The sequence below is a fragment of the Gemmatimonadaceae bacterium genome, assembly GCA_035633115.1.
Taxonomy (GTDB): Bacteria; Gemmatimonadota; Gemmatimonadetes; order Gemmatimonadales; family Gemmatimonadaceae; genus UBA4720.
Window position 1 is genome coordinate 99,807 of sequence record DASQFN010000122.1, and the last position, 15,564, is coordinate 115,370.

Annotated in this window: 17 protein-coding genes; 3 read left to right on the plus strand and 14 right to left on the minus strand. The window is 61.3% G+C overall.

Going from position 1 to position 15,564, the window contains the following annotated elements:
• Positions 1-20: 20 nt before the first annotated feature.
• The 10 genes from VES88_19075 to rplM all read right to left on the minus strand — a co-directional run bounded on the left by VES88_19075 (position 21) and on the right by rplM (position 7,808).
• Positions 21-701, minus strand: a complete 681-nt coding sequence (locus VES88_19075; GenBank protein ID HYN83587.1) for a YggS family pyridoxal phosphate-dependent enzyme — start codon at positions 699-701, stop codon at positions 21-23.
• Between the two features lie 130 nt (positions 702-831).
• A complete protein-coding gene (rseP, locus tag VES88_19080) occupies positions 832-2,001 on the minus strand; it encodes an RIP metalloprotease RseP (GenBank protein HYN83588.1) in 1,170 nt (389 codons plus the stop codon).
• Positions 1,995-3,128 (minus strand): 1-deoxy-D-xylulose-5-phosphate reductoisomerase, encoded by a 1,134-nt coding sequence (gene dxr / locus VES88_19085; GenBank protein ID HYN83589.1) that lies wholly within the window; start codon positions 3,126-3,128, stop codon positions 1,995-1,997. The genes rseP and dxr overlap by 7 nt, the downstream gene beginning before the upstream one ends.
• Complete coding sequence (locus VES88_19090; protein ID HYN83590.1) at positions 3,125-3,979, minus strand: phosphatidate cytidylyltransferase; 855 nt, start codon at positions 3,977-3,979, stop codon at positions 3,125-3,127. The genes dxr and VES88_19090 overlap by 4 nt, the downstream gene beginning before the upstream one ends.
• A gap of 4 nt (positions 3,980-3,983) precedes the next feature.
• Positions 3,984-4,538 (minus strand): ribosome recycling factor, encoded by a 555-nt coding sequence (gene frr / locus VES88_19095; protein HYN83591.1) that lies wholly within the window; start codon positions 4,536-4,538, stop codon positions 3,984-3,986.
• Positions 4,535-5,251 (minus strand): UMP kinase, encoded by a 717-nt coding sequence (pyrH, locus tag VES88_19100; GenBank protein ID HYN83592.1) that lies wholly within the window; start codon positions 5,249-5,251, stop codon positions 4,535-4,537. Before pyrH ends, frr begins: the two co-directional genes overlap by 4 nt.
• Before the next feature lie 4 nt (positions 5,252-5,255).
• Positions 5,256-5,849 carry a translation elongation factor Ts gene (gene tsf, locus VES88_19105; GenBank protein HYN83593.1) on the minus strand — a complete coding sequence of 198 codons (594 nt, stop codon included), beginning with the start codon at positions 5,847-5,849 and terminating at the stop codon, positions 5,256-5,258.
• Between the two features lie 153 nt (positions 5,850-6,002).
• Positions 6,003-6,941: a 30S ribosomal protein S2 gene (rpsB, locus tag VES88_19110; GenBank protein ID HYN83594.1), complete on the minus strand. Its 939-nt coding sequence runs from the start codon at positions 6,939-6,941 to the stop codon at positions 6,003-6,005.
• A 16-nt stretch (positions 6,942-6,957) separates the two neighbouring features.
• Complete coding sequence (gene rpsI / locus VES88_19115; protein ID HYN83595.1) at positions 6,958-7,356, minus strand: 30S ribosomal protein S9; 399 nt, start codon at positions 7,354-7,356, stop codon at positions 6,958-6,960.
• Positions 7,356-7,808, minus strand: coding sequence for a 50S ribosomal protein L13 (gene rplM / locus VES88_19120; GenBank protein ID HYN83596.1), 453 nt, complete (start codon positions 7,806-7,808; stop codon positions 7,356-7,358). The genes rpsI and rplM overlap by 1 nt, the downstream gene beginning before the upstream one ends.
• A 561-nt stretch (positions 7,809-8,369) precedes the next feature.
• Here rplM and VES88_19125 point away from each other — a divergent pair.
• A complete protein-coding gene (locus VES88_19125) occupies positions 8,370-8,837 on the plus strand; it encodes a hypothetical protein (GenBank protein ID HYN83597.1) in 468 nt (155 codons plus the stop codon).
• A 70-nt stretch (positions 8,838-8,907) separates the two neighbouring features.
• Here the strand turns inward: VES88_19125 and VES88_19130 are convergent, their stop codons facing one another.
• The 4 genes from VES88_19130 to VES88_19145 are packed head-to-tail and all read right to left on the minus strand — an operon-like array spanning position 8,908 to position 13,818.
• A complete protein-coding gene (locus tag VES88_19130) occupies positions 8,908-9,432 on the minus strand; it encodes a biotin/lipoyl-containing protein (GenBank protein ID HYN83598.1) in 525 nt (174 codons plus the stop codon).
• A complete protein-coding gene (locus VES88_19135; protein HYN83599.1) occupies positions 9,405-10,649 on the minus strand; it encodes a hypothetical protein in 1,245 nt (414 codons plus the stop codon). The genes VES88_19130 and VES88_19135 overlap by 28 nt, the downstream gene beginning before the upstream one ends.
• Before the next feature lie 10 nt (positions 10,650-10,659).
• Positions 10,660-12,264 (minus strand): acetyl-CoA carboxylase biotin carboxylase subunit, encoded by a 1,605-nt coding sequence (locus VES88_19140; protein ID HYN83600.1) that lies wholly within the window; start codon positions 12,262-12,264, stop codon positions 10,660-10,662.
• A gap of 3 nt (positions 12,265-12,267) precedes the next feature.
• Positions 12,268-13,818: an acyl-CoA carboxylase subunit beta gene (locus VES88_19145; GenBank protein ID HYN83601.1), complete on the minus strand. Its 1,551-nt coding sequence runs from the start codon at positions 13,816-13,818 to the stop codon at positions 12,268-12,270.
• A 164-nt stretch (positions 13,819-13,982) separates the two neighbouring features.
• Here VES88_19145 and VES88_19150 point away from each other — a divergent pair, with 164 nt between their 5' ends.
• On the plus strand, positions 13,983-14,981 hold the full coding sequence (locus VES88_19150) for an integron integrase (GenBank protein ID HYN83602.1): 999 nt from the start codon (positions 13,983-13,985) through the stop codon (positions 14,979-14,981).
• A gap of 369 nt (positions 14,982-15,350) precedes the next feature.
• On the plus strand, positions 15,351-15,564 hold a 214-nt coding region (locus VES88_19155), incomplete at its 3' end, for a hypothetical protein (GenBank protein HYN83603.1).

Consider the following 15,564-nt stretch of genomic DNA (forward strand, 5'->3'; position numbering starts at 1 on the left):
GCTGAAGAATCTCACTCCGTTCACTCGCGGACGCCGAACAAGGTCGTTCCGAGACGAACAATCGTCGCCCCTTCCTCCACGGCAATCTCGTAGTCGCCGGACATTCCCATCGACAGCTCTGACGCCGGATGTCCGTCACCAGACAGAAGCTGCCTCGCGTCGCGCGCGATGCCGAACGTGCGCCGCAGCTCGGTCTCGTCGGCGTCAAGCCGGCCCATTGTCATTACTCCTTCCACTCGCACGCCGTTCATGCTCGTGAGCCGGCGCGACGCCGCCGCCAGCTCCTCGAAGTCGAACCCACCCTTGGTTCCTTCGCGCGCGGCATTGACCTGAAGGAGACACTGTACCGCCCGCCCGCGATCGCGGCCGAACGCGTCAACCGAATCCGCGAGACGCGGGCTGTCGAGCGCATGAAACATTGCAAATCGGTCGAGCGCCTTCACCTTGTTGCGCTGAAGGTGTCCGATCAGGTGCCAACGGACAGGCTCGCTGACTTCCGGCATTTTGCCCAGGGCTTCCTGGACGCGGTTCTCGCCGACGTCGTGAATGCCGGCCTCCCAGGCCGCGCGCACCGCATCCGCTCCGTGAGTCTTCGTCACTGCGACGATCGTCACCGCCTGGCCGTGTCCGCCGCGTTCAGCAGCGAGCTTGATGCGCGCTCGCACGTCAGCGACGCGCGCGCCGAGCGCAGGAAATGTCATAACCTTCAAATTTAATTAACCACTGGCAGCTATAACGGAAGGTTTAAACGGATTCGGCGGATCGAGCGGATCGAGTCGTGCTGGCGTCCACGTGAGTGCCGGTCATAGATGCCAGACGACGCGCGCGCCGTTACCCGAAATTCTTGATTAGACTGAGAACGAGGCGCCGCAGGTCGTTATAAGTGACGAGCGCGAAGAGCAGAAGCACTGCGGCCAGCCCCGCGCGCAGGATGTAGTCTCGCGTTTTCATGCTGAACGCACTGCCCTTCACTGCCTCGAGCAGGTTCACTAGAATCTGTCCCCCGTCAAGTATTGGGATCGGGAGCAGATTGAACACTGCCAGATTCACGCTGATCAGCGCGATCAGGAGGAGGAGATTCTCCAGACCCCCGCGCGCAGCCTCGACCGACGCCGTGGCAATCATTATCGGTCCACCAAGCTCGCTCGCCGCAACCTTTCGTGTCGCCAAGCCCTTCAGCGCGTCGATGACCGAACCCGCCATTGCCCAGGTGATGGTCCAGCCATTCACGACGGCTTCACCGAAGCCTATCGGCCGCGATGCCGTACCTGGCAGGATGCCGATGCGTCCAATCGTTTCGATTTTACCGGTGGCCGCATTCCTCGACGTATCGGGAAGTGGCGTGACCTTGACCGTTCTTCGGGTTCCACCTCTACTGACTTCGAGCTCCAGCTCTTTCCCGAGAGACCCGGCAATGGTTACAACAAGACTGTCCCACGCGAGCAACGGCACGGCGTTGATCGCTATGATGCTGTCACCCCGGCGGAGCCCTGCGAGATCGGCTGGCCGCCCTACGACTACCGAGTCGGTGGTCGTGGAGACATACGGCATTCCATAGTAGGCCAGCATTCCCGTCATCACCACGAGCGCGAGAATGATGTTCATCGTCACACCGGCGAGCAGAATGACGAGGCGCGCCCACAGGGGCTGTGACTCGAGCCACCTGTGCGCCGGAATCGGCTTTGGTCCGAACGGCATCATCGCCTCCGGATCGAGCGGCTCTCCCTTTGTTGCGATTTCCGTGACGGCATTCTCGCTGCCGCCCTCAATAAATGCAGTAGCCTCGTCGTCTTTCGACGCCATGCGCACGTAGCCGCCGAGTGGAAGCGCGGCTATGACGTATTCGGTCTCACCCCAGCGTTTCTTCCACAACGCCTTTCCAAAGCCTATGGAAAATCGGGGAGTGTAGACGCCGACCGCTTTCGCGGCGAGGAAATGCCCGAGCTCGTGAACGAACACGACGATGCCGAAGACAATAAGTGGTGCAACCCATGCTAACATCCGAATGACTCCATCACGTGGCGGCGCGCCTTCATGTCGGCGTCAAGCAGCTCTTCCCTGCTTGTCGACGGCAGATCACCGAGACGCTGCAAAGCGGAATCTATCGAGGCGCAAATGTCCGCGAACCGGATGCTTCCGGCCAGGAACAGCGCGACGGCCTGCTCGTTCGCCGCATTGAACACTGCGGGTGCCGCGCCACCCCGTCGACCGGCATCGATTCCAAGCCGGAGCGCCGGAAATCTTTCGTAAGCCACAGGCTCGAACGTCATCGGAGACAGAGCAACCGGGTCGAACGGGGGTACACCGCTGTCCGTCGCTCGTTCTGGATGCGTGAGCGCGTACAGCACCGGCAGCTCCATGGATGGAACGCTCATCTGCGCGACGACGCTGCCGTCGACAAACTCGACGAACGAGTGCACAACGCTCTGCGGATGAACGACCACCTCGATCGAATCGTACGGAAGCCCGAACAGAAAATGCGCCTCGATCACCTCCAGCGCCTTGTTCACCAGCGTCGCACTGTCGATCGTGATCTTGCGACCCATTGTCCAGGTCGGATGCTGCAGAGCGTCGGTCAGAGTCGCGTCAGCCAGGCGCTTCTCGGTCCATTCCCGGAACGGTCCGCCCGAGGCGGTGAGGATCACCCGGCGAATCTCGCTGCGGTCGCGTCCCCCGATGCACTGCAGAATAGCGCTGTGCTCGCTGTCCACCGGGACAATCTCTCCACCGCCTTCTGCCGCGGCTTTTGTCACAAGCTCGCCCGCAACGACGAGGGTCTCCTTGTTGGCGAGCGCCACGCGCTTGCCGGCCGTCAATGCCGCGATGGTGGCATCGAGTCCCGCCGCACCGACGATGGCGTTGAGCACAATGTCGGCGTCATCGCGCGTCGCCGCCTCGACAAGACACTCGGCGCCGCGCTGCCAGCTTTCCGCACGAGCCTCGGCGAAATTGACGAGTCCAACATAAGCCGGGCGGAATTCACGCACCTGTTCGCGGAGCAGGTCCGCGTTGCTGTGTGCCGTCAGCGCAACAACCCGAAATCGATCCCTCTGACGCGCGATAACCTTGAGAGCGGTCGTGCCGATGGAGCCCGTGGAGCCAAGGATCGCAATCCCCCGCTGATTCATCCTGGCGCCGGAATCAGAAGCTGGCTTAGAATCAGATACGCGACAGGTATCGCGAACAGCAAGCTGTCCCATCTATCCAGAAGCCCACCGTGGCCGGGAAGCAGTGCTGACGAATCCTTCACGCCTGCTTCACGCTTGAGCATCGATTCGGCGAGGTCACCGATCTGGCCGGCGACGCTGATCGCAATACCGAACACGATCATGCCAAGAGGCGTCAGCGCGAGATGCGCGAATGGCTTGAGAAATACAGTCACATAAAACCAGCAGCTTGCGATTGCGGCAACAACGCCGCCAACGGCACCAGCGACGGTTTTTCCCGGACTAATCGATGGCATGAGCTTCCGTTTTCCGAACATCCGCCCGAAGGCGTAGGCGCCGATGTCGGTCCCCCACGTAACGCCAATCGGCAACATCACCAACGCCGTGCCAGCGAGCGCCCCTATCGCGTAGTCATGGTAGCGCAGCGGATAGATGAACGTACTGAGCGCGGCGTACAGGAGTCCGAAGAGCGTCACCGATACCGACACCAGAGGCCGGCCAGCTACACCACGCAGCCATATCACACTCGCAAACAACGCCAGGAAAATCAGCGACGCTTGAGCGATCGAAAGCGTAAAAACATCCAGATAGTGTGCGTGAACCAAAATGGGAATCGCCGCGGCGAGAACTATCCCGATCGTCGACATCGGGTTCGTTCCACCTGCGCGTGCCATTCGATACAGCTCCCAGGCGCAAATCCCCGAGACGGCACCGAGGGCAGCGGCCAGAATCCATCCACCGAAATAGACGAGCGCGACCGTAGCGGGCGCGCCCACCAGCGCGAACAGAATGCGCCGCGTGAGCTCCGACACGAGCTCAGACTTCCATTATTTCTGCTTCCTTCCCCTGCAGCAGATCGTCAATCTTCGAGATGTAGTCGTCGTGAAGCTTCTGCAGGTCCTTCTCGGCATGCTTCACGTCGTCCTCGGAGACCTTGTCGAGCTTCTTCAGCTTGTCGCGCCCTTCCGTCCGACCGTGGCGCACTCCAATGCGCGCTTCCTCGGCAAGCTTGTGCACGACCTTCACGAGATCTCTTCGCCGCTCTTCGTTCAGCGCGGGAATCGGAACGCGAATGACTCCGCTCTGCGTCATGGGGTTGAGCCCGAGGTCCGACTCGCGAAGAGCCTTTTCGATTGCCTGCGTCAAACCCTTGTCCCACGGGGTAACGGTGAGAAGCCGAGGCTCGGGCGCAGAGACACTCGCAACCTGATTGAGCGGCATCGTCTGTCCGTATGCCTCGACTTTGACCGTATCGAGGAGATTCACGCTCGCCTTTCCCGTCCGGATCGATGCCAGCTCCCTCTTCGAGCTCTCGAGAGCCTTCTCCATTCCGGCACGGGAGTCCTTGATGATCTGCGGTATCGTGTTCATTGAACTATTGTGCCGATCCGCTCGCCCTTTACGGCGCGCGCGATCGCTCCGGGTGTGTTGATGTTCAAAACGATAACGGGGAGATTGTTCTCCCTGCACAGCGCGATTGCCGTCTGGTCCATCACGCCAAGCTCCTTCACCATCACGTCGCGATAGCTGATGTCAGTGAACAGAGTTGCCGTCGCGTCTTTCTTTGGATCTGCGGAATAGACTCCGTCGACACTCGTCGCCTTGATGATTACCTGCGCCTTGGTCTGAATCGCCCGCAATGCAGCCGCGGTGTCCGTGGAGAAATACGGATTCCCTGTTCCGCCGGCGAACAGAACGACGCGTCCCTTCTCGAAGTGTCGGATGGCTCGCCGCCGGATGAATGGCTCGGCGATCTCTTCCATGTTGATCGCGGTCATCACCCGTGTCTCCATGCCCGCGCGCTCGAGGACATCCTGCATCGCCAGCGCGTTGATTACCGTTCCGAGCATACCCATGTAGTCGCTGCCGACGCGGTCCATGCCGAGCTTAGCGAACTCCGCTCCGCGTACGATATTGCCGCCGCCAATGACGAGGCCGATCCCGATGCCCATGCCGACTACCTGCTTGATGTCTTCGGCAATCCTTTCGAGTGTGTCGAAGTGGAATCCGGTGCCATGGCCTCCAGCGAGTGCTTCGCCGGAGACCTTGAGCAGCACACGTGTGTAGGCGACCGGACTCGCCACGAGGTTATTCCTCTCCCATCTGGTAGCGAACGAATCTGCGCACCTGGATGTTCTCGCCAACCTTGGCCGACGCTTCCTTGATGAGATCGCCAACGGTTTTCTTCGGCTCGCGGATCCACGGCTGGTGCATGAGGGTGTTGTCTTTGAAGTAAGCCTCGACCTTCCCCTCCACCATCCGCTTCACGATCGCCTCCGGCTTGCCACTCGACTTCGCCTGCTCCTCGGCGATGCGTCGCTCGACCGCGACCTTCTCTTCGGGAATGCCATCGCGGTCAACGGCGATTGGCGCGGCGCTCGCGATGTGCAGAGCGATCTCGCGCGCGAGCGTCTTGAAATCATCGGTACGGGCGACGAAATCGGTCTCGCAGTTCACTTCCACCATGACTCCCACTTTTCCGTTGTGGTGGATATAGCTGGTGATCAGTCCCTCGCTGGTCTGCTTTCCGGCGCGTTTCTCGGCTTTCGCAATTCCCTTCGCGCGAAGGTGCTCGACCGCCCGGTCCATGTCACCCTTGTTCTCCTGCAGGGCCTTTTTGCACTCCATCATTCCCGCGCCGGTTCGCTGGCGCAGCGTCTGTACATCCTTTGCCGTGAACACTTTTCTATTCCTCTTTAAGAAACTCGCGCGCGAATTGCGCGGCTTGTTGTCGTTATCCACCAAATCCGTTCAAATCAGTTCACATCGTCACACCTACAAGAACGCCGCCGGCGATTCTGCCGGCGGCGGGTTCCTACCCGCAGGCAGGTGAAGTTAACCCTCTACGGGCTCCGCGTTAGCTACCGCGTCGCCCGCTCCGCTGGTCTCTACCGCAGCGTCCGCAGAGTCTGATTCACCCGACTCTGCTTCTCCGCCCGTCTTCAGCCGCGCAGCAATCGCTTCCGGCTTTGCGCGACGGCGACGGGGCCGCCGCTTCTTCTTCCGATCGCCTTCTCCTTCCGGCTCGGCGCCGCGGTCGGAGCTGTATGTGTACGACTCCGTCTCCTCGGCTTCCTCGCGAATTGGTGCTTCGCGCCGCGCCTCGACGATCGCGTCGGAGATCGCATGCGTCACGAGCTCGACCGACTTGATCGCATCGTCGTTGCCGGCAATCGGCACTGTAATGAGATCGGGATCGGCGTTCGTGTCGACCAGAGCGATAATCGGAATGCCGAGCTTGTTTCCTTCGCTCACGGCGATGCGTTCCTTCTTCGAGTCAACGACGAACATCAGGCCCGGAAGCCTCGTCAGATTCTTGATGCCCGAGAGGTTCTTCGAGAGCTTGTCGCGCTGACGCGCCATCATCAGCTGTTCTTTCTTCGTGTAGTTCTCGAAATCTCCGCCTGACTCACTGCCGGCCTCGAGCTCCTTCAGGCGCCGGACCTGTTTCTTCACCGTCTGAAAGTTGGTGAGCAGTCCACCGAGCCACCGCTCCGTGACGAACATCGCCCCGCAGCGCTCGGCTTCCTCCTTCACAATGTTGACGAGCTGGCGCTTGGTGCAGACGAACAGCACTGCGTCGCCGCGCAGGATCACATCGCGCGCGAGCTTCTTTGCGAGCTCGAGCTGACGCAGTGTTTTCTGAAGGTCGATGATGTGAATCCCGTTGCGCTCGGCGAAGATGAAGCGGCGCATCTTCGGATTCCAGCGGCGGGTCTGGTGCCCGAAATGGACACCGGCGGCGAGTAGCTGATCGAGATTGGGCTCAGTCATTCAGTGGAGGTTTCCTCTAACGCTTGGAGAACTGGAATTTCTTGCGGGCTTTCGGACGGCCGGGCTTCTTGCGCTCGACAGCGCGTGCGTCGCGCGTGAGCAGTCCGAGGTCGCGCAGCTTGCGCCGGTGCGATTCGTCGATCTTCACCAGGGCGCGGGCGACAGCGAGACGCAGCGCACCGGCCTGACCGGTGAGTCCGCCGCCTTCTACCTTCGCGATGATGTCAAAACGACCGAGCGAATCTGTTGCTGTGAACGGCTGCTGAATAGCGGCAACGTGAGCCGAGCGCGGGAAGTAATCGCCCAGAGTACGGCCATTCACCTGCCATTTTCCGGAGCCGGGCTTGAGATACAGTCTGCAGCGCGCTTCCTTGCGGCGCCCGATTGTGTGCGTGGTTGTCGTGCTGTCAGCCATTACTTCGTCTCACCCTTTTCCTTGAGGTCCAGAACCTTCGGCTGCTGAGCGGCGTGCGAGTGATTCGCATTCGCGAAGACGCGCAGCTTGCGGCGCAGCGCCTGCCGGCCCAGCGCGGTTTTCGGCAGCATGCCGTATACCGCTTTTTCGATCACGCGCTCGGGATGCTTCTCGAGCATCGCTGCAAAGGGGACGAAACGCTCGTGTCCCATGTAGCCGGTATGGTGAAAGTACCGCTTCTGCTCCGCCTTCTTGCCGGTGACTTTTACCTTCGACGCGTTGATGACGATGACGTTGTCACCTGTATCCATGTGCGGTGTGTACATCGCCTTGTGCTTCCCGCGGATGATCTTCGCGACTTCGACGGCCAGGCGTCCGAGCACCATTCCATCGGCGTCGACGATAAACCAGTCGTGCTTGATGTCCTTCGGGGTTGCGGTGTATGTCTTCATTGTTGCGAGTTTAGACTGTGCGTAGAGCCGCACCCTGCCCTTGGGTCGGGAAGGCGGCGGGTTTCGGAGGCTTTGTATTGGGGTTCTGCGACAGCCTTTAAATTTACGAATCGCAGTGACTTAAGTCAACAACTGGCGCCCGCGTTTCGCCACCGCCACATTCGCCGCTCCCATACTCACAGGATCACCGATGCATGTAACACTGCGCTGGTATGCCGGCGCCTCTGCAGTGCGCCCCGGATCAGCGAGGGGGACACGTTCATTTCGTTCTCCAAGTAATTCTGCGTCCACGGGTCGAGCTCAAGAAAGTCTACTGCGAAAACCGCAGGTGCGAGGCGGGAGGTGTCGGGGGTCCCAGGTGGCAGGTGAGGTGAGAGGCGATTCTCTGAGGCCTCACCTCCGACGTCGCGACCTGTCTCCTGCGGCCTCGCACCCGTGATTTTCTCGTTTGATCCTATCGCTAAGCGCTGAACGGATGCGGTTGCTGTGATGTTGCGGTGCCGATATGTTTGCCCTCCCTTTGCGTTTAGCTGCTGGACATCCCATTTCTGGAGATCGCTGATGCGCTTTACCGCACTGGCAGGATGCGTTGTGCTTTTCGCTGGATGCAGCACGAACGAAGCACCGCCCGCAGTTGATACAACGGCTATGGCCCCCGCCCCCGAGGCCGCACCCGCGGCACCAGCGTCGCTGGCCACCTTCGCCGGGATTTGGAACGTGACCGTGAAGCCAGAAGGGCGCGACACGGTGGTGGCGACGTATGTGCTCAACACCACCGATTCCACCGCCTGGTCATTCGCCTTCCCGAAGGGTAAGCCTGTTGCGATGAGAGTGACGAGCGTGCGCGGTGACACGGTGGTAACGGAGACTGACTGGTTCGACAGTAGTGTTCGACCAGGTCTCAAGGCGCGCAGCAACGTTACTTCGTGGTTACGCGACGGAAAGTTGGTCGGGAAGAACCTCGTTCATTATCAGACGACGGGAGCGGACACCGTCCGCATCTTCGACACCGAAGGCACCAGGCAGTAGCTAGTCGTGCAGCACGGTCGGGTAGTGGGCGACGACTGACCCACTGCCCGGCTGAGTCTGCAGCCCTCAATTACTGTAGCTCGACGAGAATCGCGCCCTTCTCCACTGCCATTCCGACTTCGGCGTGCAGAGCTTTCACAGTCCCGCCTGTCTTCGCGCGCAGCTCGTTCTCCATCTTCATCGCTTCCATCACCACGGCGCCGTGCCCCGCAACGATCACGTCGCCGACTGCCACATTCACCCGCACGACCAGGCCCGGCATTGGCGCGATGATGGGAGCCGGACCTGACGGTTTCGCGACTGCCGCGGTGATGTCGCGAATTGCACGCGTCCGCTCATCCAGCGCCTCGACTTCAAAGCGATGGCCTCCAACCGATAGGACATAACGGCCACGCCTACCCGTCCGACGGACAATCACGCGATGGACTTCTTCGCCCAGCGTGAGGACGGCGAGCGGAGTTCCCTCGATCGGCTCGAGACGGGCTTCGACTTCGCTGCCATCTATCTTCGCGGTCGTTCCGTTCAGCTCTACTTCACGGCGCTCGCCATTGAGATCGACGACGTACTTCATGCGCCCGCCGGAACGAGCTCGCATACTGTCTCGACATGCGCTGTCTGCGGAAACATGTCGAAAGCGACCAGCGATCTTATTTCATATCGGGGCAGGCGCGACAGATCACGCGCGAGCGTCGCTGGATTACAGCTCACGTAAACCAGAACCCGTGGCTGTGGTGAAGCTCCATCGAGAACGTCAGTCACGGTCGAGCCGAGCCCCGCGCGCGGTGGATTGAGAATCACGGCGTCGGCGGGAAGTGCAGAAGGCAGCGCAGTCTCGACTCTGCCGCGAATGGACGTCGAGCCTTCCGGGAGGCGGCTGGCGGACCAGTTTGCAGCTTCAGCGTTCAGCTCGATCGCGGTTACTCGTGTGCCGGAGCCTGCGAGCTCGACAGCAACATCGCCAGTGCCTGAATACGCATCGATTACATGGCAAGGCGTGTGAGACGTAACCCGCTCGACCACGTGCTCATGTAACTGCGCCGCGACCGCCTCGTTCACCTGAGCGAATGATGCAGCCGGCCACCGCGACTCCCGATGGACGCGACGGTCCTGCAGCAGTCTCCTCGTTCCCGAATCGTTTTCCCACCACAACGCGGCGAGGCTCGGCACGGCGGCGAAGAGGTCAGCGGCCATCGGAAAGTGCGCCGCTCCAATAAGCGTGAAGACGGCGCCTTCAGAAGTGAGCCGCACACTTCCCCGCAGCGGCTGCCAGTCCGGGAAAAAGCGCGAATGCTCGAGGATCGATCGCCAAACGGCCACAGCGCCGCTATCGGTGATCGGACAATCCTCGAGCCGGAAGATCTGCGACGGATCGTCGTACCTGTGCAGACCGGCAATCCACTCCCCGCTCGCGGATTTTCGCATTGCCAGAGTCAGTTTGCTTCGATATCGCCATTCGTTGTCGCTCGCGCGTATCTCCACCTCGCTGACCTTGCGCTTCCCAATCCGTTCCAGAGCGTCGCGAATAATCCTTTGCTTGGCGCGAAGCTGCGCCGCGTATGACATGTGCTGGATCTGGCAGCCGCCACAGTGATCGCGCGTGTAATGCTCGCACGGCGGGTCGACTCGTACCGGAGATGGTCGCGCGATGGTGCGAAGGGTCCCGCGCGCGAAGCTCGCTTTCCCGGCAATTCTCGCGGTGACGAGATCGCCTGGCGCCGTGCGAGGGACGAACACTACCAGTCCGTTGCTGCGGCCGACGCCGTCGCCGCCTGCGGCGATGGATTCGATCTCGAGCGAAACCATTTGCGGCATCAGCCGAGGCTCAACGAAGTGATTCGAGGCGCGCGGTGTTCTTCCACCGATTCGAGCCGTCCGCCGTCGCGCACTCATTATATAGAGGTGCGCCCGCGACTCCGGCGAGGCTCGTCCCAGCAGCCGACGTACGCGGGCCGGGACCATTCGCTTTTGCGGCCTGCCCCAGCGTCGCCTGCGCCGCCGGTCCGCGGCCGCGGTCTCGCTCGGCCAGCAACGCCGCGGCGATTGCGGCGATCTCCGTTGTCTCCCTGGGCGGGCGAACGTTAGTCAGCGATTCAAGACGTCGCTCGAGCCACTGAATCTCGATCTCCCCGCGCCGGAATTCCCCATCTTCCATCAGCCGGAGGTGGAAGTCTCGTGAGGTCTCGACGCCGTCGATCACAAGCTCGAGAAGTGCGCGATGCATCCGCTCGATCGCGAGCTCCCTCGTCGCCGCCCACACTATGAGCTTGGCGAGGAGCGGGTCGTAATGGAGGCCGACTTCACTGCCCGACTCTATCCCGCCGTCCCAGCGGACTCCCGGGCCGCTCGGGATATGCAGATAGTCGATGCGGCCGGTCGAAGGAAGGAATCCATTTGCAGTGTCTTCACTCGTGATTCGGCACTCGATCGACCAGCCCCGCGGTTTGATCTCTTCCTGCTTGAAGGGGAGACGCTCTCCGGCCGCCACACGCAGCTGCCACTGGACCAGATCGATCCCGGTGACGAATTCCGTCACCGGATGCTCGACCTGGAGGCGCGTGTTCATCTCCAGGAAATAGAAATTGTCTTCGCTGTCGAGCAGAAACTCACAGGTGCCGGCGTTGACGTAACCCGCCGCGCGAGCGAGGCGCACCGCAGCCTCACCCATCCAACGTCGAAGCTGCGACGACACTGCAACGCTGGGCGATTCCTCCAGCATCTTCTGGTGACGTCGCTGGACGGAGCACTCACGCTCGCCGAGTGAAAGAACGTTGCCGTGCCTGTCGGCCAGAACCTGAATCTCGACATGCCGCGGACCCTCGATGTATTTCTCGATGTAGACCGCGTCGTCACCGAACGCGTTCTGCGCCTCTCTTTGCGCGGCTCCAAGCGAAGCCTCGAGCTCCGACGCCTGACGAACGACGCGCATCCCCTTCCCGCCACCGCCGGCGGCGGCCTTGAGCAACATGGGATACCCGAAGGTTTCCGCGAGTGCGAGCGCGGACTCGACATTTGTAAGCGCCTCGGTCGTTCCGGGAACCACGGGCACGTCGTGCTGCAGCGCCAGCGTGCGCGCCGCTGTCTTGTTCCCGAGCGCGGCAATCGCTTCCGCTGGTGGACCGACGAACATAAGTCCTGCGTCACGCACTGCCCGCGCGAACCATTCCCTCTCGGAAAGAAATCCGTATCCAGGGTGAATCGCCTGCGCGCCGCGCTCCCGTGCAACTTCGATGATGCGATCGCCGAGGAGGTAGCTCTCGCGCGAAGGAGGCGGGCCGATATTGACGGCTTCGTCTGCTTCACGAACGTGCGGCGCCGCTGCATCTGCGTCGCTGTAGATCGCGACGCTCTTCACACCCAGCTCGCGACACGCCCGGATTACTCTTACGGCAATCTCGCCTCGGTTGGCGACCAGAACTTTTGAGAACACGGACTAAAGCGGGATATTCCCGTGTTTCTTCGGCGGGTTTTTGTCGCGCTTGCGCTGAAGCGTCGACAGCGCTTCGATCAGCCGCGGCCTCGTGTCGCGCGGATCGATGATGTCGTCCAGATAGCCTCTGCCGGCGGCGATGTAAGGATGCGCGAACTTGTCGCGGTATTCCTGAATCTTCTCGTCTGTCGCTTTTGCGGGATCATCGCTGGCGGTGATGTCCTTCCGGAAAAGAATCTCCACCGCGCCTTTCGGTCCCATCACCGCAATCTCGGCCGTCGGCCAGGCGACGTTGAAGTCGCCGCGGATGTGCTTCGAGCTCATGACGTCGTACGCTCCACCGTACGCCTTCCGCGTGATGACGGTGAGCTTCGGCACAGTCGCCTCGCAGTAGGCAAAGAGCAGCTTCGCTCCGTGCTTGATGATTCCGCCGTGCTCCTGCGCAATGCCCGGCAGAAATCCGGGGACATCCTCGAACGTCACAACTGGAATGTTGAACGCGTCGCAAAACCGTATGAACCGTGCCGCCTTGAGTGACGCGGCGATGTCGAGGACACCCGCAAGCACAGCCGGCTGATTCGCGACGATGCCGACGCTGAACGCGCCCAGGTGGGCGAAGGCGCAGATGATGTTGCCGGCATATTCGGGCTGGATCTCGTAGAATTCGCCGTCGTCCACGACGCGCTTGAGCACGTCGTGCATGTCATAGGGTTTGTTGGGGTTATCCGGTACGACCTCGAGTAAAGCTTCATCTCTTCGATCGGCTGGATCGGACCCCGTGCCCCGGGGCGGATCGTCGAGGTTGTTCGACGGAATGAATCGAAAAAGATCACGGATCGCCTGGAGGCACTCGGGCTCGGAATCGTGCGCGACGTGCGCGACGCCCGAGATTGCCGAGTGCGTGTTGGCACCGCCGAGCTGTTCCATGGTCACGTCTTCGTGTGTCACCGTCTTCACGACGTTTGGGCCGGTCACGAACATGTACGAGCTGCCGCGCACCATGTACGTGAAGTCCGTTATCGCCGGAGAGTACACTGCCCCGCCGGCGCAAGGGCCGAGTATTGCGGATATCTGCGGAATTACGCCGGAGGCCAGGGTGTTGCGGAGGAAGATGTCGGCGTAGCCCCCGAGCGAAACGACCCCTTCCTGTATCCGTGCGCCGCCGGAATCGTTGAGGCCGATAACGGGCGCGCCGTTCCGCATCGCAAGGTCCATGATTTTGCAGATTTTTTCAGCGAACGCCTCGGAGAGCGATCCACCGAACACGGTGAAGTCCTGCGAGAAGACGTAGACGATGCGGCCGTCGATGCGTCCGTGGCCAGTGACTACGCCGTCCCCGTAGTAGCGTTGCTTCTCGAGCCCGAAGTCGTGCGAGCGGTGGACGACGAAGCGGTCGAGCTCGACGAATGAGCCTTCGTCGAGGAGAAGATCCAGCCTCTCGCGAGCGGAGAGCTTTCCCTTCTCGTGTTGAGCTTTGAGGCGTGCCTCGCCGCCGCCTTGCTCCGATTCTGCTCGCCGGCGCTCGAGGAGGGAGAGCTTGTCCCGCATTGTCATAGGCGGGAGAAGCTAACGTTAGATGGTTGAGGCATCTACCCTGACGCGACTCCTGCTTCTGACTGTTCGAGGAAGAATCGGATTCACGCCGCGAGTTTATGGTGATGCGATCGGAGGCGTTGGCGTGACTCTTCCGGCTTATGTCGCATCCGCCGGTCCTTACGATCCCTGCGGCCCACCTCGGACGCGGAGTCGAGCCGGAAAGAAGGTACCGTCTGCTCGAACGCGTGCGGCATCGCTTGAGAACGCTACGGTACAGCCTACGAACCGAGCGAGCGTACCTCGATTGGATTCGCCGCTTCATTCTCTATCACGGGCGGCGGCACCCAAGCGGGATGGGTGAGCGCGAGATCGCGACCTTCCTGACGCATCTCGCAGTCGAGAAGCACGTGAGCGCCTCGACCCAGAACCAGGCATTGCACGCAATCCTCTTCATGTATCGCCACGTCCTTGCGCAGACGGTCGGATTCGTATCTGACATAGCGCCGGCGAAGCGGGGGCGCCGTCTTCCTATAGTATTGTCGTCCGGTGAAGTTCGCGCGATCCTCTCGCGTCTGCGCGGTGTGCACCGGTTATGTGCCACCCTGATGTACGGGAGTGGCCTGCGAGTGTCGGAGTGCATTGCGCTCCGGGTGAAGGACATCGACTTCGATCGCAACGAAATCACCGTTCGCGCGGGCAAGGGCGACAAGGATCGCCGCGTGCCCTTGCCTCGAACCGCTATCCCGGCTCTGAGCGTGCATCTCGAGCGCGTGAAGGCTCAGTTTCAGCGCGATCTGCGCTGCGGTATGCAGGGTGCGGCATTGCCCGGCGCATTGGGACGAAAGCTCCCGCACGCAAACCGCGAGTGGAGCTGGCAGTACGTCTTTCCCGCCGTTCGGACCTACACCGAGGGCGAGACTGGAATTCGCCGGCGCCACCACATCCACGACACCGCGATTCAGCGGGCGTTCACCGCGGGGGTGAGAGCCAGCGGAATTGCCAAGCGCGCGACGTGTCACTCGCTGAGGCATTCCTTCGCGACGCATCTTCTGGAGAGCGGAGCGGACATCCGGACGATTCAGGAACTGCTGGGCCACTCGGATGTCCGGACTACGATGATCTACACTCACGTGCTGAACAAGGGCGGGATGGGTGTCACGAGTCCAGCCGATCGGCTCTGAGAACCACGCGCGTGACCCACTTAGGTGACAGGGGTCCTGCCAGTCGATGCTCGGGCTCTCCGCCGCCTTCAACAAAGTTTATGTCGCAAGACTTCTGCGACATTTCGCGCATCTCCGGGTGCGCAAGATGCGATCAAGTCGGTGTCGCTTCGATCGTTGCGCACGCGGCCGACATCTCTCTCAGCATCAATCACTGCAGACGCTTGCAGCAATTTCCCGTGCGCCGCAGTATATCTTGGCGACCCAAGTATTAGTTCATACAGCAGCCGTGGATTCTTTCCCAAAACAGGTTGAGGCGCCGGCGCGGGGAGGCTCGCTTTCTACGCGGATGGCGAGTCAAACAAGTCCAGCCGACACATCAGGCTGCTCGTGAAGCCCAACGGCGCCCACATCGTCTTCGTGCGCACCCGCGAGCGCGTCGGATCGAACGAACTTCGCTACACACGACCTCGCGGGGGTAACATGTTTCATGTTGTGCACGACACCGGCATTGCTCGACACGGTGGGAAATGGGCCGCCTCGGCCGCGGCGCTTGCCGTTGGAATCTGCAGCGGCTCACTGCAAGCGCAGCGTCCGCAGTGTG